This is a genomic window from Kitasatospora sp. NPDC056327, from assembly GCF_042261735.1.
Classification (GTDB): domain Bacteria; phylum Actinomycetota; class Actinomycetes; order Streptomycetales; family Streptomycetaceae; genus Kitasatospora.
Genome location: NZ_JBHJRC010000014.1, coordinates 26,196 through 46,880, shown reverse-complemented (window position 1 = coordinate 46,880; position 20,685 = coordinate 26,196). Strand labels below are relative to the sequence as shown.

The following is a 20,685-nucleotide window of genomic DNA, read 5'->3' as shown; positions in this document are numbered from 1 at the left end:
GGGCGGGTCCGTCTACTCGTCGAGGCCGATCGAGAAGGCGGCCTCCAGGTCGTGCTGGGAGTAGGTGCGGAAGGCGATCTGGGTCTCGGTGTGCGCCACGCCCGGGATCCTGTTGAGCCGGCCGGGGATCACCTCGGCGAGGTCGTCGTGCCGCCGCACCCGCACCATCGCCACCAGGTCGTAGCCGCCGGTCACCGAGTAGACCTCGCTGACGCCATCGATGGCGGCGATCGCCTCGGCGATCTCCGGGATGCGGTCGACGCTGGTCTTGATCAGGACGATGGCGGTGATCACGGTGGCGTACTCCTTTGTGAGGTGTCGCCAGCGTATCGGGCGTCGTGGGCACCGTCGCGGGGGCGGGTCCCGCGGGGTCGGCGCTCGGTGAGGGTGGCGTGCAGGAAGCCGGCCGCGAAGCCGATCACGTGCACCAGGTACGCGACGCCGGGCCCGGCGGAGTGGACCGACCACCACTGGAGGGCGAACCAGAGCCCCAGCACCAGCCAGGACGGGAAGCGCAGCGGCAGGAAGAGCAGCAGCGGGACGAGCACGGTGACCCGGGCGCGCGGATGCAGGCGCAGATAGGCGCCGAGGACGGCGGAGATCGCGCCGGAGGCGCCGATCAGCACCGTGGTCGCGTCCGGCGAGCGGGCCTCGGCCAGCGCGAAGCCGTAGGTCGTCAGCGCGCCCGCGGCCAGGTAGAAGAGGAGGAACCGGGAGCGGCCCATGCGCTGCTCCACGGTGGGGCCGAAGACGTGAAGGAAGAGCAGGTTGCCGAGCAGGTGCAGCCAGCCGGCGTGCACGAAGAGCGCGCTGAGCACGGAGAGGGCCGGGTGCTTGCCCGGGGTGGGCGCGGCCGGGCAGCCGGGCACCGGATCGGGGGCCTCGGCGAGCTGTCCGGCGGTCAGCGGGCGCCCGCTCAGCAGCTCGGCGGGGACGGCGCCCCAGCGCTGTTCGTAGCGCTGCTCGGCGCAGACCCGGGTCTGGCCGCGGCCGTGGAACGGGTTGAGCCCGGCGGCCGGTCCGAGCAGGAAGACCGCGGTGTTGAGCGCGATCAGCGCGTAGCAGACGGCCGGGGCGGTGGCGGCCGGTCGGCCGCGGCGCGCGCCGGTGTGGGCCGGGACCGGGATCGCCATGGGCCCCAGCATCCCCCCGGTGGGGGCACGCCACCGCGCGGTTACGGCAGGTGGGCTACCGCGGCGCAGGGGTCGGCCGGGTGGCCGGGAAGGTTGCCCCAGGCAATAGGCTTGGGGCGGGCATTCCCGCCTCCCGCCGCCGACGCCGGGGCTCCGGGGGGAGCGCCTGAGCCCGTTCAGGGACCACCCGAGAGGACCCCCGATGACCGTCCCCGCCCTGACCGCCGAGACGCGCTGGCGCTGCACGCTCTGCGGAAACCTGACCCGCTTCGACGTGACCCGGACCGCCCGGGTCACCGAGTTCCTCCACTTCGACCTGGCCGGCGAGTCGAAGATCGAGGAGACCCAGGTGCTCAGCGAGACCGTCGAGTCCGTCCGCTGCCGCTGGTGCAACGCGGTGGACCAGGTCGAGCTGGTCGCCCGTCCCGGCGCGGCCGAGGGCACCGAGGCCCCCGAGCAGGCCTGACCGCCTGATCCGGCGGCGGGCGGCGCACGGCGTGGCCGCCCGCCGCACGGGACAATACGGAGAGAACGCACGGAGTGTGACGGGGGCGGTGGCCGGGGGCCGTACCCCGCTGGACCAGGATCGGAGCCGAGGACGTGGTGGACGCAGCGAAGGAGCCCGCCGGGCCGCAGGGGCGGCAGCCCGCTGTGGACGCGCAGGCGCCGGACGCGGCAGGGGCCGCCCCCTCCGGCACCGGCGCCCCGGCCACCGGGGAGGAGCCCGGCGGCGGTGACGAGCCGGCGGCAGCCGTCGACGGCGCGGCCGGGGCCGCCGAGGCCCCCGGGGCGAGGAACACGGAGACGCTGGACCGGCCGCTGCCCGAGGGCGTGCGCCGGCGTGTGGTCGGGCTGGCCTCCGACGCGCTCGGCGGGCTGCCGCTCGGCGAGCTGCCGCAGTCGCTGCGTCAGTACGCCAAGTTCACCCCGGCCCGCCGGGCCAAGTACGCGGCGACCGCGCTGGCCGCGGCGCTGGAGGCCGAGCCGGCCTTCCGGTCGCGGATAGCGGAACGGCTGAGACTGGGCCAGCCCGATCTGGTGAGAGCACTGGAGTCGGGCACCGTGCCGGGTGCCGCCGACCCGATGGACGTCGCCGCCGCCGCCTACCTGGTGCGCTCCGCGGGGTGGAGCCGGCTGGTGACCGAGGCCGGCGAGGAGGCCGAGCGGGCGGGCGCCGAGGGCGCCGCGGCCGAGGCGGCCCGCCTGGTGGAGAAGCTGCAGGCCGAGCTGGCCGAGGTGCGGTCCACGGCGCGGGCCGATCTGGAGCGGCAGCGGGCCGAGTCGGAGGACGTCCGGCGGGAGGCCGACTCGCTCCGGCGGAAGCTGCGCTCGCTGGAGAGCGACACCCGGCGGGCGCAGGCGGAGACCCGCAAGGTGGCCGCCGAGCTGGAGGCGCTCCGGGCGCAGTCGGCGGCCGAGCGGGGCGCGGCGGAGAGCGAGGCGCGCCGGCTGCGCCACCGGGTCACCGAGCTGGAGAACACGGCAGAGCAGGGCCGGCGGTCGGCCCGCGAGGGGCGCAGCGTCGAGGACATGCGGCTGCGGCTGCTGCTGGACACGGTGCTGCAGTCGGCGCAGGGGCTGCAGCGGGAGCTGGCGCTGCCGGTGTCCCAGATCCGTCCGGCGGACCTGGTGGAGGCGGTGGTGCCGGGCTCGGCGTCGCCGCACGACGTGGCGCGGCGCGGTCTGGCCGAGGACGATCCGGCGCTGCTGGACCAGCTACTGGCGATCCCGCAGGTGCATCTGGTGGTGGACGGCTACAACGTGACCAAGACGGGGTACCCGACGCTGCCGCTGGAGCAGCAGCGGATCCGGCTGCTGGGCGGGCTCGCGATGCTGGCGCAGCGCACCCAGGCGGAGGTCACCTGCGTGTTCGACGGCCAGGACCTGGACGTGCCGGTGATCATGGCGCCGCCGCGCGGCGTGCGGGTGCGGTTCAGCCGGACCGGGGAGACGGCGGACGAGCTGATCCGGCGGCTGGTGCGGGCCGAGCCGCAGGGGCGCCCGGTGGTGGTGGTCTCCACCGACCGGGAGGTCGCCGAGGGCGTGCGGAAGGCGGGCGCGCGCCCCGTCGCCTCGGTGCTGCTGCTGAACCGGCTGGCCAGGCCGTGACGTTCCCCGGGTGCGGGCCGGTCGGTGTGACGGCTGGTCAGCGCCCGGATTGCGGCGTTGTGCGAATTCGGTGAAGTCAGGCGCCGCGGCCCGGTTCACGCGATCGGGGGAGTGGCGCGAAGCGTGGATCTTCACTAGGGTCTGGCGTCAAACCTATTTTCCGGATTCTCACCCAATAGGGTGAGGCCATTGGAAGAAGGAGCCTGTCCCTTGGCCTCCCACCGCCGTCCCAAGCAGCCGAGTCGCGCGCGGGTCTCCGTGCTCACCGCTGCCGCTGCGACCGCGGTCGCTCTCTCCGCCCAGGTCGCCGCCCACGCAGCGCCGAGCCCGTCGCCCAAGAAGGACGACGTCAAGGCGCAGATCGACCAGCTGCAGGAAGAGGCCGAGCAGGCCACCGAGAAGTACAACGGTGCCAAGGAGCGTGCGGACCAGCTGCGCAAGCAGGCGGACCAGCTCCAGGACCAGGTGGCGCGCGGCCAGGAGCAGATGACCCAGCTTCAGGCCGGGCTGGCCGAGGTGGCGGGCGAGCAGTACCGCAACGGCGGCATCGACCCGTCCGTCCAGCTGATGCTGACCTCCGACCCGTCCGGCTACCTGGACAAGGCCTCCAGCGTGCAGCAGGCCAGCTCCAGCCAGGCCGAGGCGCTCAAGGGCCTCCAGGAGCAGCAGCGCCGGCTGGATCAGCAGAAGGCCGAGGCGGCCGCCGTCCTGGCCTCGCTGGACAGCACCACCAAGGACCTGAACCAGACCAAGGCCGAGGTCAACAAGAAGCTCCGGGAGGCCCAGGAGCTGCTGAACTCGCTCAGCGCCGCGGACCGCGCGGCCCTGAAGGCGGCGCAGCAGCAGGCCGACCGGGCCTCCCGCGGCTCCGAGCGCACCGACCTGGGCAGCCTGCCGCAGGCGAGCGGCAAGGCGGGCGCGGCGGTCTCCCTCGCGATGAGCAAGCAGGGGTCGCCCTACGGCTGGGGCGACACCGGCCCGAGCACCTTCGACTGCTCCGGTCTGATGGTCTGGGCGTACGGGAAGGCCGGCGTCTCGCTGCCGCGCACCTCGCAGGCCCAGGGCAACTACGGGTCCCGGGTGCCGTCGCTGGCCGAGGCCCAGCCGGGCGACCTGATCATCTACCGCGACGACCGCAGCCACGTCGGGATGTACATCGGCAACGGCATGGTGGTCCACGCGCCGCGCACCGGTGACGTGGTGAAGGTGATGAAGGCCGACGCCATGAAGATCAACACGATCCGCCGGGTCTGACGCACCGCCCGTCGGTCCGCGGCCGGGTCCGGCGGACCCGGCGCACCTGACGCACCGCCCGGGCCTGACGGCCCGCCACGACACGCCCGGAAGGGCGGCCGCGGCCCCTGTGATCCGCGCCACCTCCGCCCGGGGGTGGCGCGGGCGTTTCGGTCGGGCGTTCGACCGGTCTGCGGTGAATGATCAGCCCGCCGTGGGGGTGTGATCACATTCGGTCATATTCACAAAGGAACTTGGGTATTCTTCCGGCTTTTTTCTGACAAGGATTTGAACGGATCACGGATCTGTTACTAGGGTCTTGCTTCGAACCACGCACAGTCGATCACCCAGCCTGGGTGGCGGCGGGGTTCGCCGCCGAGTTCGCGAAGCAGCGGGGCGGGGCCTGGACGGCCCGTCACGTGTGGGATCCAGCAGTCGGGGCCCACGGTGGAGCGGAGCCGGGGAACCACGTTCCTCCGGGGTGAATCGGCGCCAGGTCGGCCGCGCGAGCGGGCGGTGAGGCGTCGTAGGGCACGCTTCCGCCCGAACCCGTCAGCTCACCCGGTAGGCGGATGAGGAAGAAGGAGTCCGCCTTCGTGGCGTCCCATCGTCGTCCCAAGCCCGCCGGCCGCACCCGCGTCTCGATCCTGACCGGTGTCGCCGCCGCTGCCGTTGCCCTGTCCGCGCAGTCCGGCGCCCACGCCGACCCCGCGCCCACCAAGGACCAGGTCAAGGAGCAGGTCGACCAGCTCAACATCGAGGCCGAGGTCGCCACCGAGAAGTACAACGGTGCCCAGGCCAAGCAGCAGGAGCTTCAGAAGCAGGTCGCCGAGCTGCAGGACAAGGTGGCCCGTCAGCAGGCCGTGGTGATCGAGGCCCAGGGCGGCCTCTCCGAGATCGCCGGCGAGCAGTACCGCACGGGCGGCATATCGCAGACCGTCCAGCTGATGCTCTCCGCCAGCCCGGACAACTTCCTCAGCCAGGCCGACGCCCTGAACCAGGCCGGTTCGACCCAGTCCGGTGCGCTGAAGGAGCTCCAGGAGCAGCAGCGCAGGCTGGACCAGGACCGCACCGAGACCCAGACCAAGCTCGGCGAGCTGGAGACCACCACCCAGCAGCTGAAGGCCTCCAAGGAGGAGGTCCAGGGCAAGCTGCAGAAGGCCCAGGACCTGCTCAACACGCTCACCGAGCAGGAGCGTCAGGCCATCCGCGCCGCCGAGGAGAAGGCCGCCGCCGAGGCCAAGGCGAAGGCGGACGCCGCCAAGGCCGAGGCCGCCAAGGCCGCCAAGGAGAAGGCCGACGCCGAGCGCGCCTCCCGCGACGAGAACCGCAGCAACCTGAGCGCGCCGTCCACCGGCTCCACGGCCCCGGCCGCCACCAAGCCGGCCGCCCCGGCCGCGCCCGCCGCCCCGGCCGCCAACGGTTCGCGCGCCGCCGCCGCGATCGCCGCCGCGGAGAGCAAGCTCGGCTCCCCGTACGTCTACGGCGCCACCGGCCCCAACTCCTTCGACTGCTCCGGCCTCACCGGCTGGGCGTACGCCCAGGCGAACGTGTCGCTGCCGCGCACCTCGCAGGCGCAGGCCACCGCCGGCACCCAGATCGGCAAGGACATCTCCAAGGCCCAGCCCGGCGACCTGGTGATCTTCTACGGCGACCGTCACCACGTGGGCATCTACGTGGGCGGCGGCCAGGTCATCCACGCCCCGAAGCCGGGCGCCTCGGTCCGCTACGAGGCCGCGTCCAACATGCCGATCAACGTGATCGTGCGCATCTGACCCCCGGTCGGCATCCGCCGCAGGCCCGGTCCCCCCGTGCGGGAGGCCGGGCCTGCGGCTTTTCCCGGCGGGCTCGGGACCCTCGGTCCGCGAACCGATCTGACGTCCGATAAGTGTCTGAATATTCGGGTTCGGAGGGGTTTGGAATCGGTTGCCCGGACTCGCTAACGTCTGCCACCGGACGCCCCGCGTCGACAGCCGCCCCGCCCCGGTGCGGCGGCGGGCCGGGCCCAGGATCGGAGCCGACGTCGCATGGCCGTGCACCGCCGTTCCCCGCTGTCAGGTGCGCACGCGCTCGCCCGGGCGCTGGTGCTCACCGCGGCGGCCACCACCGCGCTGGCCGTGGCGGCCGGCGGCAGCGCCCAGGCCGCGCCCGGCTCGCCCGACGCCCCGGCCGACCGCAAGGACGTCAAGGCGCAGGTGGAGCAGCTCTACGACGAGGCCGAGCAGGCCTCCGAGCGGTTCAACGCCGCCCAGGAGGCCCAGCAGCGGCTCCAGCAGGAGACCGGCACGCTGCAGCAGCAGATCGCCGTCGCCCAGGACGAGCTCAACCGGCTGCGCGGCGACCTCGCCACCGTGGCCGGCGCCGAGTACCGCGCCGGCGGCATGGCGCAGACCGTCCAGCTGATGCTCGCCACCGACCCCGAGGGCTACCTCGCGCGGGCCCGCAGCCTCGACCAGGCCGCCGAGCGGCAGAACGAGACCCTGCACGAGGTGCTGGGCCGTCAGCGGGTGCTCGACCAGCGCCGTGCCGAGACCGGTGCCAAGCTGGCCGAACTGGAGCAGACCCGCAAGGCGCTGGCCGAGGGCAAGCAGCAGATCCAGCAGCGGCTCACCAAGGCGCAGAAGCTGCTCAACGGCCTCGGCGCGGTGGAGCGGGCCCGGCTCGCCGCCCAGGACGCCCGGGAGGCGGAGCAGCGGGCCACCCGCGGCACCGACCGGCTGGACTTCGGCACCGCCCCGCCGGCCTCCGAGCGCGGCGCCGCCGCACTGGCCGCCGCGGTGCGGATGATCGGCTCGCCCTACGTGTACGGATCCACCGGGCCCAAGGCGTTCGACTGTTCGGGTCTGATGTACTGGAGCTGGCGGCAGGCCGGAGTGACCCTGCCGCGCACCTCGCAGGCCCAGGCGTACGCCGGCCGGCGGGTCAGCCTCTCCGAAGCGCGGCCGGGAGACCTGGTGATCTTCTACCGGGACATGCACCACGTCGGGATGTACGCCGGCGGCGGGGTGATCGTGCACGCCCCCTACCCCGGCGCGAGGGTCCGCTACGAGAGCGTCGGCGCGATGCCGCTCGCGGGGGTGATCCGGCTCTGAGCCGCCCGGATCCCGCCGACGGCCGCCGGCCGTCGCGGCGCACCGCCCTGCTGCTCGTGGCCGGCGCCGCGGCCCAGCTCTCGCTGCCCGGGGCCGTGCCGGCGGGGCCCGCCGCCGCGGCCGCGGACGAGCGCGCCGGCGTCCTGGAACTGCTCGACGCCCGGGCCCGGGCGCTGACCGCCGGTCCGCCCGCGCTGCCGCTGCGGACCGGCTACCGCAACCTGGTGCTCGGCCCGGTGGACGCGGCCGGACGGTGCACCGCCACCGCGGAGCTGACCGTCTCCGTGACCGGCTACGACGAGCAGCCGGTCGTCCACCCGCGTCGGCTGGTGCTGGTCCGCTCCGCGGCCGGCCCGCGGGTCGAGTCCGAGGAGGGCACGGGCGGTCCGCCGCCGCTGTGGGACCTCGGTACCGTCCGGGCCGCCGCCGGCGGGCGCTGCCTGGTGCTCGCGGTCGACGGCGCGGGCACCGGCGACCTCGCCCCGACCGTGGTCGGCGACCGCGCGGTGGCCGCCGTGGAGGCGCTCTGGGGCACCGCCCGGGCCGGCCGGCTGCTGCTGGAACTGCCCGCGACCGGGGAGCAGTTCACCCGGCTGCTGGCCGAGGACCGGGCCGGCTGGTCCGGCATGGCCGCGGTGACCGTCTCCGCCCCCGGCGCGCCGTCGCACGCCCCGGCCGACCGGGTGCTGGTCAACCCGGAGCAGTTCGCGCGGCTGAGCGGGTTCGGCCGGCAGGCGGTGGTCACCCACGAGGCGGTGCACGTGGCGACCCGGGCGGACACCCGGGCCTGGACGCCGCTCTGGCTCTCCGAGGGCGTCGCCGACTGGACCGCCTTCCACGACTCGGGCCGCTCGGCCCGGCAGCTCGCCCCGGAGCTGGCCAGGGAGGCGGCCGCCGGCCGGCTGCCCGTCGCACTGCCCGGGGACACCGCCCTCGCGGCCGGCGGGGACGGCCTGGCCCTCGCCTACGAGCAGTCCTGGCTGGCCTGCGACCTGATCGCCCGCCGGTACGGGCCGCAGCGGCTGGTGGCCCTCTACCGGGCCGTCGGTGCGAGCGCCCCGGGCGCGGACCGGGAGGCCTGGCTGGACGGGCTGTTCCGGGACCTGCTGGGCCCCGGCCTGGCCGGGTTCACCGGCCTGTGGCTCGCCGAGGTCCGTGCGCTGGCGGGCTGAGCGCCGGCCTCAGCGTTCGCTGCGGGCCGCCGGGCGGTCGATGCCGTCCAGCAGGTCCTGCTCGTACGCGATGCCCGGCCGCACCGAGAACGCGGCCGCCGGCACCGGCTCCGCGCGGGGCAGCACCACGGTGGCCGGGAGCGGCTCGGTGCGCCGGGTGGAGCGCCAGAGCCGGACGCAGGACATGCCGGTGGCGACCAGCAGCAGCAGGTTGCGCGCGGTCAGCACGGCGATCGCGCCCGGCCTGCTGGCCACCACGTCGCCGAAGACCAGCGGGAACTCCACCATGGTCAGCGGGGTCGCGGCCAGGATCAGCAGCGCCACCGGCCGCTGGCTGGTGCCGCGCACGGTCAGGCAGACCGCCGCCACGCCGACCAGCCAGACCAGGTACTGCGGGCTGATCACCCGGCTGGTCACGGTGAAGATCAGCAGCGCGGTCAGTGCGGCGTCGTACATGGTGGCCGCGTTGCGGCGGCGGGCGGTGAAGCGCCACAGCAGCAGCCAGCCGAAACCGAGCACCGTGCCGGCCAGCATCACCTTGCCGACCAGCGGCACCCACGGCCCGAGCATCTCGACCGAGCCGTAGTTCATCATCACCTTGCCGTCCCAGGCCCCGGCGATCCGGGCGAAGTGGATCGGCAGCGCGCCGACCGACTCCACCTCGACGCCGCGGTCCTTCTGGAACGTCAGGAACTCGAAGGCCCCGTTCATCCCGGCGGCCAGCAGGAAGCCGATCGAGGCCGCCGCCGCGGCCGCGGCGGTCCAGGAGCGGCGGGTGCGCCGGCCCGACGGGGTGCCGATGAGGCCCAGCAGCGGCCAGATCTTGACGATGCCGCCGAGGCCCAGCAGGACGCCGCCGAGCGCCGGGCGGCGGACCAGCGCCAGCAGACCGCCCACCGCGATCGCCGTGACGATCACGTCGTAGCGGTTGTAGATCATCGGGCCGAGCAGCGGGACGCCGGCCACCCAGACCCAGGCGCCGGTCAGCGCCCGGCCCCTGCGCAGCCCGGTGCGGACCAGCAGGGCCATCGCGGCCGCGTCGGCGATCCCGCAGATCACCCAGAACGAGACCAGGTACGACCAGGGCAGCAGGCCCGGCAGCAGGATCACCAGGGCGGCGCCGGGCGGGTACTGCCAGGTGACGTCGTCCAGCGGGAAGGTGCCGGTCTGCAGCACGCCGTACCAGCCGTGGTAGATCAGCCAGACGTCGGCGGTGATGTCCCCGCCGGGCATCCGCAGCACACCGGTCACCAGCAGCACCAGCAGCGCCCGGGTGGCCACCCAGGTCCCGCCGAGCGCCAGGAGCGCGCCCGACCGGCCCGAGCGGCGCGTGGTGTGCCGGGACGGCTCGCGGCGCACCGCGAGCGCCGTGCCGGAGCCCTCGGCGCCGCTGGGTGTACCGGACTCGGTGGCCGGGGCCAACTCCACTGCGCTCCCTCGTTCGTCTCGCACGTTCCGCCGACGGCGCCGCGCGCCGGACGCCCGGGCGGTCCGGGCGGGTCGGGGCCGGGCCGCCGTCGCGGGGTCTGGCCGGCCGCACCGACTGCCCGGGTACTAGGACAGACCCGGGGGTGGAACGGTTGCCGTGCGCGGATCCGTTCCCGGCGGGTCGTGGTGTTGACCTATCGTACGGATCACCCAGCGGTACACCGAGCACCCCCCGACCGAGCGAGCCGTGGCCTGATGCACAAGACCTTGATCGTCACCAACGACTTCCCGCCGAGGCCCGGCGGCATCCAGGCCTTCGTGCACAACATGGCCGTCCGTCAGCCCGCAGGGAGCGTCGTGGTGTACGCGTCCGACTGGCGCGACGGCACCGAGGTGGCGCGCTTCGACGCCGAACAGCCGTTCCCGGTGATCCGCGACCGGACGAAGGTGATGGTTCCCACACCGCGGGTCACCCGGCGGGCCGCCGAGATCCTGCGGGCCGAGCGCTGCGACTCGGTCTGGTTCGGTGCCGCCGCCCCGCTCGGCCTGATGGCGCCCGCCCTGCGCCGGGCCGGGGCCGGACGGCTGCTCGGCATGACCCACGGGCACGAGGCCGCCTGGGCCCAGCTGCCGGTCTCCCGGCAGCTGCTGCGCCGGATCGGCGAGGGCACCGACGTGCTCACCTACCTCGGTGAGTACACCCGCTCCCGGATCGCCGCCGCGGTCGGGCCGGAGCCGGCCGCGCGGATGGTGCAGCTGCCGCCCGGCGTCGACGAGAAGACCTTCCACCCGGACTCCGGCGGCGCCGCGGTGCGCGAGCGGCTGGGACTCACCGGGCGGCCGGTGGTGGTCTGCGTCTCCCGGCTGGTGCCGCGCAAGGGCCAGGACACCCTCGTCGAGGCGATGCCGCAGATCCTCGCGGACGTGCCCGACGCGGTGCTGCTGATCGTCGGCGGCGGGCCCTACCGGGCGGACCTGGAGAAGCTGGTGGACGCCCGGGGCGTGCGCTCCGCCGTCCGGTTCACCGGGGCGGTGCCCTGGGAGGAGCTGCCCGCCCACTACGGCGCCGGCGACGTCTTCGCGATGCCCTGCCGCACCCGCCGCGGCGGGCTGGACGTCGAGGGCCTCGGCATCGTCTACCTGGAGGCGTCGGCGACCGGTCTGCCGGTGGTGGCCGGCGACTCCGGCGGCGCTCCGGACGCGGTGCTGGAGGGCGAGACCGGCTACGTGGTGCCCGGCGGCACGCCCGCGGCGGCGGCCGAGCGGATCGTACGGCTGCTGCGGGACGAGGAGCTGCGGCGGCGGATGGGCGAGGCCGGGCGGCGGTGGGTGGAGCGCTCCTGGCGCTGGGACCTGCTGGCCGGGCGGCTGACCTCGCTGCTGGCGGGCTGAGCGGGGCGGGCGGGCCGGGCGGGTGACGCGGGGCGAGCGGGCCGGGCGGGGCTCGGCGGGCGGAGCGGCTGCCCGGGGCACGAGGGTGCGGCCCGTCCCGCCGTGCCCGGGCGGGCCGCACCGGTGGGCGGCTACCGGCGGTAGATCGCCTCGACGTCGGCCGCGAAGTCCTTCAGCACGACGTTGCGCTTGAGCTTCATCGAGGGCGTCAGATGCCCGCTCGCCTCCGAGAGCACGGTGTCGAGCAGCCGGAACTTCTTCACCGCCTCGGCGTGCGAGACGGCCGCGTTGCCGTCGTCCACCGCCGACTGGAGGGCGGCGAGCATCTGCGGGTCGTCGCGCAGGTCGGCCACCGTGGCGACGGCGGGCTTGCCGTTGAGCTCCTTCCACTTGGGGAAGAAGTCCTCGTCGACGGTGATCAGACAGGCCACGAAGGGCTTGCGGTCGCCGACCACCATGACCTCGCCGACCAGCGCGTGCGCCCGGATCCGGTCCTCGATCACGGCCGGGGCGACGTTCTTGCCGCCCGCGGTGACGATGATCTCCTTCTTGCGGCCGGTGATCGTCAGGTAGCCCTCGTCGTCCAGCGAACCGAGGTCGCCGGTCGCGATCCAGCCGTCCTTCAGGGTCTCCGCGGTGGCCTCCGGGTTGTTCCAGTAGCCGGTGAAGACGTGCGGGCCCTTGAAGAACACCTCGCCGTCCTCGGCGATCCGCACCGAGGCGCCGGGGACCGGCTGGCCGACCGTGCCGATCTTCGGCTTGTCCCACGGGTTGAAGGCGGTGGCCGCACAGGTCTCGGTCAGGCCGTAGCCCTCCAGCACGGTGAAGCCGATGCCCCGGTAGAAGTGGCCGAGCCGTTCGCCGAGCGGGGCGCCGCCGGAGATCGCGTGGGTGGCCCGGCCGCCGAGCGCCGCCCGCAGCCTGCTGTAGACGAGCCTGTCGAAGACGGCGTGCCTGAGCCTGAGCAGCAGCCCGGCGCCGCCCGCGTCCAGCGCCCGGCTGTAGGCGATCGCGGTGTCCGCGGCCCGGTCGAAGATCCTGCCCTTGCCGTCGGCCTGCGCCTTGGCCCGTGCGGTGTTGTACACCTTCTCGAACACCCGGGGCACGCCCAGGATCAGCGTCGGCCGGAACGAGGCGAGTTCGGCGGTGACGTCCCGGACGTCGGAGACGTGGCCGAGCTTGATCGGGGCCATCGCCGGGGCGATCTGGGCGATCCGGGCGAGCACGTGGGCCAGCGGCAGGAAGAGCAGCACCGAGCTCTCGCCGGTGCGGAACAGCGGGGCCAGCCGCTCCACCACGTTGCCGCACTCCGCGAGGAAGTTGCCGTGGGTCAGCCGGCAGCCCTTCGGGCGGCCGGTGGTGCCCGAGGTGTAGACGATGGTGGCGACCGAGTCGGGGTCCGCCGCCGCCCGGTGCCCGTCGACGGTGGCGTCGGTGACCCCGCGGCCGGCCTCGGTCAGCGCGGCGAGCGCGGGTCCCTCGATCTGCCAGCCGTGCCGCAGTTCCGGCAGGCGGTCCCGGACCTCGGCGACCACCGCGCTGTGCGTGTCGTTCTCGGTGAACACGGCGACCGCGCCCGAGTCGCCGAGGATCCACTCGACCTGCTCGGCGGAGGAGGTCTCGTAGACCGGCACGGTGATCGCCCCGGCCGTCCAGATCGCGAAGTCCAGCAGCGTCCACTCGTACCGGGTGCGGGACATGATGCCCACCCGGTCGCCGGGCTCGATGCCGGCGGCGATCAGGCCCTTCGCGGCGGCCCGCACCTCGACCAGGAACTGGGCGGCGGTCAACTCCTGCCAGCGGCCGTCCACCTTGCGGCTGACCACCGCGACGCCGGGGTGCAGTTCGGCGTTCCGGTGCACGACGTCGGAGAGGTTGCCGCCGCTCGGTACCTGGTAGAGGGCCGGAAGGCTGAAGTCGAGCAAGACTGCTCCTCGTTCGCGACGCTGCGGGACGGCAGGACGTTACTGCCCGGTAGGCAGCTTCGACCAGGGGGGTCGGCTCCGGTGTTCGAAGTGTCACACCTTGACCCGTCCGACCAGGCCGGGACCGGGTCGTTCGAATGGCACCCTACGGCAGCTCACAGGTGACCGGCCGGTAGCCGCCGGACCGGTCCGCACCGACCGGTCGCCGGGCCGCGCCGTCCCGCCGCCGTCCCGCCGCCGGGGCGGACCGGGGGCGGCCCCGATCGCCGGTCGCGATAGCCTGCTCCGGGCGCACCCGGCCGAGCGCGACTCGGCCGGAACCAGCAGCACGGGACGACGCGGAGGGCCATTCCATGGCGGAGCACACCAGGTCGAGCATCACCATCGACGCGACCCCGGCGAAGGTCATGGCCGTGATCGCGGACTTCGCCGCCTACCCGGCCTGGACCGGCGAGGTCAAGGAGGTCGAGGTCCTGGAGACCGCCGCCGACGGCCGCGCCGCGCAGGTCCGGCTGGTCCTCGACGCCGGCGCCATCCGGGACGAGCACGTCCTCGCCTACACCTGGGACGGCGACCGCGAGTGCGGCTGGACCCTGGTCCGCAGTCAGATGCTCCGCTCGCTCGACGGCTCCTACACCCTGGCCCCGCTCGGCGCCGACCGCACCGAGGTCACCTACCAGCTGGCCGTCGACGTCAAGATCCCGATGCTCGGCATGATCAAGCGCAAGGCCGAGAAGGTCATCATCGACCGGGCCCTGGCCGGGCTGAAGAAGCGGGTCGAGGACACCGCCGCCGGCAAGGCGCTCTGAGCGCGGCGGCACGGGCGAACGGGGGCGGTACGGCATGACGGCGACACGCACCATCCTGGTCAGCGGCGACCCGGCGGCACCCTCGGTGGCCGCCGCCACCGCCCTGCACGCCGCCCGGCGGGGCCGGCGCACCCTGCTCCTGGCGGCCGACGACCCGCACCGGACCCTGGACGCCGTCCTCGGCACGCGGCTGGAGGCCGCGCCCGCGGCGTACGCGCCGGGCCTGACCGTCGCCCGGACCGACGAGCAGGCGGCGTTCCGCCACGCCCTCGGCGAGATCGGCGGCCGGCTGCGGCCCGCCCTCGACCTGCTCGGCGCCGAGCCGCTGGACCCGGAGGAGCTCACCGCCCTGCCCGGCACCGCCCGGCTCGCCCTGCTCCGGGCGCTGCCCGCCGTCGACGCCGACGTCCTGGTCGTGCTCGCCCCGCCGCCCGCCGACCTGATCGCCACCCTCGCCCTGCCCGAACAGCTGGAGCGCTACCTGGCCCGGCTCGTGCCCGAGCAGCGCCAGGCCGCCCGGGCGCTGCGCCCGCTGCTGGCCGGACTCGCCGGGGTGCCGATGCCCGCCGACTGGCTGTACGAGGCGCGCGGCAAGGCGGCCGGCGCACTCGCCGCGGCGCGCGCCGCGATCACCGCGCCGGGGACCAGCGTCCGCCTGGTCACCGCGGCCGACGCCCATCCGTTCGACGAACTGCGCCGGATCCGGGCCGGACTGGCCCTGCACGGCCACCGCCCGGACGCCGTGGTGGTGCACGGCGTGCTGCCGGACGCCGCCGCCGACTCGCCCGACCCCTGGCTGGCCGGGCTGGCCCGCCGCCGCCGGGACGAGCTGACCGCGCTCGCCGCCGCCTGCGAGGACGTCCCGGTGCTCACCACCGGACCGGCCGAGGCCACCCTGGAGGCGGTCGCCGACCGGCTCTACGGCGCGGGCGCCGGCCCGGAGCCGCGCCCGGCCGGGCCGTGGACCGTCGAGGACCGGCTGGCCGCGGACGGCCTGCTGGTCTGGCACCTCCCGCTGCCCGGCTCCGAGCGGGCCGACCTCGACCTCGTCCGGCGGGGCGACGAACTGGTGGTCGGCCTCGGCGCCCACCGCCGGGTGCTCGCCCTGCCCTCCGCGCTGCGCCGTTGCACGGTCGCCGGCGCCGGTCTTCAGGACGGTGTGCTCGCCGTCCGCTTCGCCCCCGATCCGGCGCTCTGGCCTCGGGGCTGAGCCGCCGTCCGCCCGTTCCCCCGGTGGGAACGGGCCGGGCGGGTGCGGGCCGCGCAGGAACGGGCCGGGCGGGTGCGGCCGGGCGGGTGCGCCCGGGCGGTCCGGTAGCGTCGGGGCGGGTGGCCGCGGGTGCGGCCGCCGCTGCTGAGGAGGCGCGTGCGATGACCACCACCGACCGGACCGGGACCACCACCGAGCAGGACGGGGCCGCGCACCCGTTCGGGCCGGAGCTGGGTCCGCTGGTGGACGAGGTTCGCCGGTTCGCCGGTGTCGTCGGAGGGAAGGCCCAGGAGGCGAGCGCCGAGACCCTGATCTCGCTGGCCGGGCTGGCCGACCGTCTGCGCGAGAAGCAGCCCGAGGTCTACGGCCACCTCGCCGCGGCCGGCACCGGTCTGGCCGCCGCCGGAACCGAACTGCTCGCCGCCTACCGGGCCGCGGTGGCCGGTCACGAGCGCCGCTGGACGGCGGGCGGACCGGCCCGCACCGAGCGGGTCGACCTCGACGACACGCCTGAGACACCGTCCGACAAGCAGTGAACCCCTGATGTCCTCCGGGTCACGTCGTGGCTTCAGGCTGTGATGCAACCGGTGAAAATGTACGACTTTTGAAGGGGTCGGGCCGAGTCGGCTGCGAAATGTCTTCGGTTAATGTATGCGACGGTGTGTACGCGGGCATGGTTGGGCGGTAGCGTTCCGTCCAGCGGGAACGAGTGAATAGCTGAGGGACACATGGCTCTGACCATCGGCGTCGACGTCGGCGGGACCAAGATCGCGGCAGGTGTGGTCGACGAGGCCGGCGAGATCCTGGCCCGGACCAGGGTGCCCACCCCGGCCGACCCGCAGTGGGCGGTCGACGCCATCGCGCAGGCCGTGCGCGAGCTCAAGGAGCAGTACCCGGACGTGACCGCGGCCGGCATCGGCGCCCCCGGCTTCGTCGACCGCAGCCGTTCGACGGTGATCTTCGCCCCCAACATCGACTGGGAGGACGAGCCCCTCCGCAGCCGGGTCGAGGAGCTCACCGGCCTGCCCGCCGTCGTCGAGAACGACGCCAACTGCGCCGCCTGGGCCGAGTACCGCTTCGGCGCGGGCGCCGGTCACAGCGACATGGTGCTGATCACCGTCGGCACCGGCATCGGCGGCGGCCTCGTCCTGGACGGGCGGCTGCACCGCGGCCGGTTCGGCGTGGCCGGCGAGATCGGCCACCTCAACATGGTCCCGGACGGCCTGTCCTGCGGCTGTGGCGGAAAGGGCTGCTGGGAGCAGTACGGCTCGGGCCGGGCGCTGCGCCGCTACGGCCGGGAGCGCGCCGCCGCCGACCAGGTACGCGGCAAGCGGATGCTGGAGCTCAACGACGGCGTCGCCGAGACCATCCGCGGCATCCACATCACCCAGGCCGCGGAGGAGGGCGACCCGCTCGCCCTGGAGTGCTACGCGGAGCTGGCCGACTGGCTGGGCCGGGGGATGGCCGACCTCGCGGCGCTCTTCGACCCGGGCGTCTTCGTCCTCGGCGGCGGCGTCTCCGACTCCGGCAGCCTGCTGCTCGACCCGGTCGCCAAGGCCTTCGAGCACTACCTGACCGGCGGGGTGCACCGCCCCCGTGCCGAGGTGGTGCTCGCCTCGACGGGCTCGGCCGCCGGCATCGCCGGCGCGGCCGACCTGGCCCGCACGATCTGAGCCGGAATCTGTAGACCGGTCTGCATATTTCTCGGGAATGTGGCGCGCAGGAAGTCGGATCCGCCGACTTCCTGCGCAGCGGGAGCCTTCGATGGCAGGGGACGGCAAAGGGCAGCGTGGGAATCGGTAGACCGGTCTGCATATTTTGGGTGGCGCGAGTGCGGGGAGGGCTGGGGGAGCGGTCCGGGGGTGGCTTCCGGCGGTAGCGTCGGCGGTGGCGGCGCCGTCCGGGCGCCCGGGGGAGGAGCACCGATGACCACCGCACCGGCCGAACTGCCGCCGCCCGCGCCCGGCCGGCTGCGGCTGCTCAGTTACAACGTTCGCTCCCTGCGGGACGACCGGCACGCGCTGGTCCGGGTGATCCGGGCCTGCGCGCCCGATGTCGTCTGCGTTCAGGAGTCGCCGCGCTACTGGCGACCCGAGGGGCAGGCCGCGTGGCTCGCCCGCCGGACCGGCACCGTGGTCCTCGCCGGCGGTGGCCGGGCCGCCGCCGGGCCGCTGCTGCTCGGCCGCCCCGGCGTCCGGGTGCGGGCCGTCCACGACCGGCTGCTGCCGAAGACCCGCGGACTGCACGCGCGCGGCTTCGCGACCGCCCTGGTGGAGGTGGCCGGCGCGGCGCCGTTCACCGTCACCAGCTGCCACCTCAGCCTGGACGCGGACGAGCGGCTGCGGCAGTTCGAGCTGCTCCGCGGGCAGCTGAGGTACGCCGAACTCGGCGTCATCGCGGGGGACTTCAACGAACACCCGGACGGCCCGGGCTGGCGGGGGCTGGCCGGGTCCCTCCAGGACGGGCACGTGGTGGCGCCCTGGGGCGGCGAGATGACCTCCGTCCCCGACAACCCCTACCAGCGGCTCGACGCCGTCTTCGCCACACCCGGTGTCCAGGTGCTCGCCTGCGGAGTGCCGCACGGGCTGCCCGGTGTCACCGACGCCGACCTGCGGGCCGCCACCGACCACCTCCCGGTGCTGGCCGTGCTGCAGCTGCCCACGCGCTGAGGCCCCGCGCCGGGCCCACGCCGCCGAGGCCCCGCCCCGCCGCCGCAGCCGCCCCGGCCCACTCCGGGCCGCGCCGACACACGTGCGGCGCGGCACCCGACAGGTGCCGCGCCGCGCGTGGTTCCGGGCCGCCGCTACGGGCAGCTGATCACCGTGTCCCCGGTGGTGGCGACGCAGCTGTCGGTGCCCGAGCCCCCGTCCAGGGTGTCGTTGCCGGGCCCGCCGTTGAGCGTGTCGTTGCCGGGGCCACCGGTCAGGCGGTCGTTGCCGGGGCCGCCGAACAGGGTGTCGTTGCCGGAGCCGCCGTCGACCATGTCGTCCCCGGATCCGGCGTAGACGGTGTCGGCGCCGCCGTTGGCGTAGACGGTGTCGTTGCCGCCGAGCGAGCAGATGACGTCGTTGCCGCCGGTGCCGAGGATGGTCTCGGTGGCGGCGGTCCCGATGATCGTGCAGCCGTGGGCGTTGTTGACGCCGGTGCCGGTCGTCACGGTGTTGTTGGCCGGGACGGGATCGCTCTGGGTGGCGCGGACGTCGGCGGTGTCGGTGAGGGTACCGGTGGCCCGGGGTTCGACGGTCACCGTCACGGTGGTGGCGGCGCCGGCGGGGAGGGTGCCGAGCGTGCAGGTGGCGCCGGTGGCGGTGGTGGTGCAGCCGCCCTGCCCGGCGGTGGCCGTGAGCAGGGCGCCCGGGCCGGCGAGGCTGTCGGTCAGGGTGACGCCGGTGGCGCTCTGGCTGCCGCTGCGGTTGGTGACCGTCAGGGTGTACGACGGGGTGTCGCCGACGGCGGCCGTGGTCGGGCCGCTCCTGGTGACCGACAGGTCGACGCCCGCCGGGGCGTTCACCACGGTGCTCGCGCCCGCGGTGTTGTTGGCCGGGACGGGGTCGCTCTGGGAGGCGGCGACGGTGGCGGTGTCGGTGAGGGTACCGGTGCCGGTGGTGCCGACCGTGATCGTCACGGTGGTGGAGGCGCCCGCGGCCAGGGTGCCGAGCGCGCAGTCGGCGCGGGTGGCGGTGGTGGTGCAGCCGCCCTGCCCCGGCGTGGCCGAGAGCACGGTGCCCGGGCCGGTGACCGAGTCCGTCAGGGTGACCCCGGTGGCCGCCGTCGTGCTGTTGTTGGTGACCGTCACGGTGTAGGAGGCCTGGGCGCCCGCGGTGACACCGGCGGGCCCGGTCTTGGTGACGGAGAGGTCCACCGGGGCCGGTGTGCCGGCCGCGCCGTCGTAGCGGGCGAGGGCCGCGTCACCGTTGCCGAAGCCGGCCGCGACGATCCGGCCGTCCGGCTGGACGGCCGCGCCGAGCGCCTGGTCGAAGCCGCCGCCGAAGTCGGTGGTGGTCCTGCCGTCGCCGCTGAAGGACGTGTCGAGCGCGCCGGCCGGGGTGTAGCGGGCGAGGGCGAAGTCGCTCGCGCCGCCCGTCCCGGTCGAGCCGACGGCGACGATCGTGCCGCCGGACTGCACCACGACGCCGTACGCGACCTCGCCGCCGCCGAAGTCGGTGGTGACCCTGCCGTCGGTGTCGAAGCCGCCGTCGAGGTTGCCGGCGCTGTTGTAGCGGGCCAGCGCGAAGTCGTTGCCGGTGTACCCGGCGGCGACGATCTTCCCGTCGGGCTGCAGGGCCACCGCGTGGGCGAACTCGACGCCGCCGAAGGTCGTGGCGACCTTGCCGTCGCTGCTGAAGCCGGTGTCGAGGCCGCCGGAGGGGGTGTAGCGGGCGAGGGCGAAGTCGTAGTTGCCGCCGGCACCGCCGGTGTACCCGGCGGCGACGATCCTCCCGTCGCCCTGCACCGCCACGGCCCGGGCGGCGTCGGCGCCGCCGTCGAAGTCGGTGGTGACCCGGCCGTCCGTGTCGAAGCCGGTGTCGAGGGTGCCGTCGGCATTGAGGCGGGCGAGGGCGAAGTCGCCGCCCGACAGTCCGGCGGCCACGATCCGGCCGTCGCCCTGCACCGTCACGCCGAACGCGTCGTCGGCGCCGCCGGTGCCGAAGTCGACGACGGTCCTGCCGCCGGTGCCGAAACCGGTGTCCAGGGAGCCGTCCGGGTTGTACCGGGCGAGCGAGAACCAGCCGACGCCGCCCTCGGGCACCTCGCTGCGGCCGACCGCGACGATCCTGCCGTCGGCCTGGAGGGCGAGGCCGCGGGCCTCGTCGGAGCCGCCGGCGAAGTCGGTGGTCACCTTGCCGCCGTTGCCGAAGCCGGTGTCGAGGGTGCCGTCCGGGTTGTACCTGGCCAGGGCGAAGTCGTCGGTGGCCCCCGCGTACCCGGCCACGACGATCCTGCCGTCGGGCTGGACGACGACGCCGCGGGCCTCGTCGGAGCCGCCGCCGAAGTCGGTGGTCACCCTCCCGCCGGTGCCGAACGCCGGGTCAAGATCACCGGGCGCGGCGAGTGCCGTCCCGGGGAGCGCCAGCGCGAGCAGCAGGCCGGCGGCCGCGGCCGCGCCGACCCGGCCGAACCCCGGCCGTCCGCCGGACGCGGGTACGGGCCCCGACGTCTTCCCGGGGCCTGACCCGGAGTC

General features: G+C 74.9%; 17 protein-coding genes and 1 riboswitch. Of the genes, 12 read left to right on the top strand and 5 right to left on the bottom strand.

All coding sequences use genetic code 11. From position 1 onward, the window contains the following. Nucleotides 1-12 precede the first annotated feature (12 nt). Nucleotides 13-294: an Lrp/AsnC family transcriptional regulator gene (locus ACFCX4_RS04005; protein WP_376138721.1), complete on the bottom strand. Its 282-nt coding sequence runs from the start codon at nucleotides 292-294 to the stop codon at nucleotides 13-15. Beyond that, nucleotides 291-1,133: a rhomboid family intramembrane serine protease gene (locus ACFCX4_RS04000; protein ID WP_376138719.1), complete on the bottom strand. Its 843-nt coding sequence runs from the start codon at nucleotides 1,131-1,133 to the stop codon at nucleotides 291-293. The genes ACFCX4_RS04005 and ACFCX4_RS04000 overlap by 4 nt, the downstream gene beginning before the upstream one ends. 202 nt (nucleotides 1,134-1,335) lie before the next feature. Between ACFCX4_RS04000 and ACFCX4_RS03995 the strand changes: the two genes are divergently transcribed. From ACFCX4_RS03995 to ACFCX4_RS03970, 6 genes are all read left to right on the top strand, one after another. Further along, nucleotides 1,336-1,599 carry a hypothetical protein gene (locus tag ACFCX4_RS03995; RefSeq protein WP_376138717.1) on the top strand — a complete coding sequence of 88 codons (264 nt, stop codon included), beginning with the start codon at nucleotides 1,336-1,338 and terminating at the stop codon, nucleotides 1,597-1,599. A gap of 134 nt (nucleotides 1,600-1,733) precedes the next feature. Next, nucleotides 1,734-3,242, top strand: coding sequence for an NYN domain-containing protein (locus ACFCX4_RS03990; RefSeq protein WP_376138715.1), 1,509 nt, complete (start codon nucleotides 1,734-1,736; stop codon nucleotides 3,240-3,242). Nucleotides 3,243-3,452: 210 nt separating this feature from the next. Next, on the top strand, nucleotides 3,453-4,496 hold the full coding sequence (locus ACFCX4_RS03985) for an NlpC/P60 family protein (RefSeq protein WP_376138713.1): 1,044 nt from the start codon (nucleotides 3,453-3,455) through the stop codon (nucleotides 4,494-4,496). A 408-nt stretch (nucleotides 4,497-4,904) separates the two neighbouring features. After that, nucleotides 4,905-5,061, top strand: a riboswitch (cyclic di-AMP (ydaO/yuaA leader). Nucleotides 5,062-5,071: 10 nt separating this feature from the next. Then, the gene (locus ACFCX4_RS03980; RefSeq protein WP_376138711.1) at nucleotides 5,072-6,250 is read left to right on the top strand and encodes an NlpC/P60 family protein; all 1,179 of its coding nucleotides are present in this window, start codon (nucleotides 5,072-5,074) and stop codon (nucleotides 6,248-6,250) included. Between the two features lie 252 nt (nucleotides 6,251-6,502). Beyond that, nucleotides 6,503-7,567, top strand: coding sequence for an NlpC/P60 family protein (locus ACFCX4_RS03975; RefSeq protein ID WP_376138709.1), 1,065 nt, complete (start codon nucleotides 6,503-6,505; stop codon nucleotides 7,565-7,567). A 56-nt stretch (nucleotides 7,568-7,623) separates the two neighbouring features. Then, complete coding sequence (locus ACFCX4_RS03970; RefSeq protein ID WP_376138707.1) at nucleotides 7,624-8,739, top strand: hypothetical protein; 1,116 nt, start codon at nucleotides 7,624-7,626, stop codon at nucleotides 8,737-8,739. Between the two features lie 9 nt (nucleotides 8,740-8,748). Here the strand turns inward: ACFCX4_RS03970 and ACFCX4_RS03965 are convergent, their stop codons facing one another. Beyond that, complete coding sequence (locus ACFCX4_RS03965) at nucleotides 8,749-10,167, bottom strand: glycosyltransferase 87 family protein (RefSeq protein WP_376138705.1); 1,419 nt, start codon at nucleotides 10,165-10,167, stop codon at nucleotides 8,749-8,751. 255 nt (nucleotides 10,168-10,422) lie between these two features. Here ACFCX4_RS03965 and ACFCX4_RS03960 point away from each other — a divergent pair, with 255 nt between their 5' ends. Further along, nucleotides 10,423-11,559, top strand: coding sequence for a glycosyltransferase family 4 protein (locus ACFCX4_RS03960; RefSeq protein WP_376138703.1), 1,137 nt, complete (start codon nucleotides 10,423-10,425; stop codon nucleotides 11,557-11,559). Between the two features lie 131 nt (nucleotides 11,560-11,690). Here the strand turns inward: ACFCX4_RS03960 and ACFCX4_RS03955 are convergent, their stop codons facing one another. After that, complete coding sequence (locus ACFCX4_RS03955) at nucleotides 11,691-13,484, bottom strand: AMP-dependent synthetase/ligase (protein ID WP_376138701.1); 1,794 nt, start codon at nucleotides 13,482-13,484, stop codon at nucleotides 11,691-11,693. Nucleotides 13,485-13,837: 353 nt separating this feature from the next. On the opposite strand from ACFCX4_RS03955, the gene ACFCX4_RS03950 reads away from it, so the two are divergent. The 5 genes from ACFCX4_RS03950 (at nucleotide 13,838) to ACFCX4_RS03930 (ending at nucleotide 18,172) form a co-directional block, all read left to right on the top strand. Continuing rightward, the gene (locus ACFCX4_RS03950) at nucleotides 13,838-14,293 is read left to right on the top strand and encodes an SRPBCC family protein (protein ID WP_376138699.1); all 456 of its coding nucleotides are present in this window, start codon (nucleotides 13,838-13,840) and stop codon (nucleotides 14,291-14,293) included. Nucleotides 14,294-14,327: 34 nt separating this feature from the next. After that, nucleotides 14,328-15,503 carry an ArsA family ATPase gene (locus ACFCX4_RS03945; protein ID WP_376138697.1) on the top strand — a complete coding sequence of 392 codons (1,176 nt, stop codon included), beginning with the start codon at nucleotides 14,328-14,330 and terminating at the stop codon, nucleotides 15,501-15,503. Between the two features lie 161 nt (nucleotides 15,504-15,664). Further along, nucleotides 15,665-16,039, top strand: a complete 375-nt coding sequence (locus ACFCX4_RS03940; protein ID WP_376138695.1) for a DUF5304 family protein — start codon at nucleotides 15,665-15,667, stop codon at nucleotides 16,037-16,039. Nucleotides 16,040-16,231: 192 nt separating this feature from the next. After that, nucleotides 16,232-17,176, top strand: a complete 945-nt coding sequence (locus ACFCX4_RS03935; protein WP_376138693.1) for an ROK family glucokinase — start codon at nucleotides 16,232-16,234, stop codon at nucleotides 17,174-17,176. Nucleotides 17,177-17,428: 252 nt separating this feature from the next. Beyond that, nucleotides 17,429-18,172 (top strand): endonuclease/exonuclease/phosphatase family protein, encoded by a 744-nt coding sequence (locus ACFCX4_RS03930; protein ID WP_376138691.1) that lies wholly within the window; start codon nucleotides 17,429-17,431, stop codon nucleotides 18,170-18,172. Between the two features lie 134 nt (nucleotides 18,173-18,306). On the opposite strand, the gene ACFCX4_RS03925 is transcribed toward ACFCX4_RS03930, so the two are convergent. Then, complete coding sequence (locus ACFCX4_RS03925) at nucleotides 18,307-20,508, bottom strand: calcium-binding protein (RefSeq protein ID WP_376138689.1); 2,202 nt, start codon at nucleotides 20,506-20,508, stop codon at nucleotides 18,307-18,309. Nucleotides 20,509-20,685: the final 177 nt, after the last annotated feature.

Bases quoted from the DNA above. Each gene is read 5' to 3' on its own strand.
- ACFCX4_RS03975 (WP_376138709.1), top strand. From the start codon at position 6,503: ATGGCCGTGCACCGCCGTTCCCCGCTGTCAGGTGCGCACGCGCTCGCC.
- ACFCX4_RS03995 (WP_376138717.1), top strand. From the start codon at position 1,336: ATGACCGTCCCCGCCCTGACCGCCGAGACGCGCTGGCGCTGCACGCTC.
- ACFCX4_RS03935 (WP_376138693.1), top strand. From the start codon at position 16,232: ATGGCTCTGACCATCGGCGTCGACGTCGGCGGGACCAAGATCGCGGCA.
- ACFCX4_RS03950 (WP_376138699.1), top strand. From the start codon at position 13,838: ATGGCGGAGCACACCAGGTCGAGCATCACCATCGACGCGACCCCGGCG.
- ACFCX4_RS03960 (WP_376138703.1), top strand. From the start codon at position 10,423: ATGCACAAGACCTTGATCGTCACCAACGACTTCCCGCCGAGGCCCGGC.
- ACFCX4_RS03945 (WP_376138697.1), top strand. From the start codon at position 14,328: ATGACGGCGACACGCACCATCCTGGTCAGCGGCGACCCGGCGGCACCC.
- ACFCX4_RS04000 (WP_376138719.1), bottom strand. From the start codon at position 1,133: ATGGCGATCCCGGTCCCGGCCCACACCGGCGCGCGCCGCGGCCGACCG.
- ACFCX4_RS03930 (WP_376138691.1), top strand. From the start codon at position 17,429: ATGACCACCGCACCGGCCGAACTGCCGCCGCCCGCGCCCGGCCGGCTG.
- ACFCX4_RS03940 (WP_376138695.1), top strand. From the start codon at position 15,665: ATGACCACCACCGACCGGACCGGGACCACCACCGAGCAGGACGGGGCC.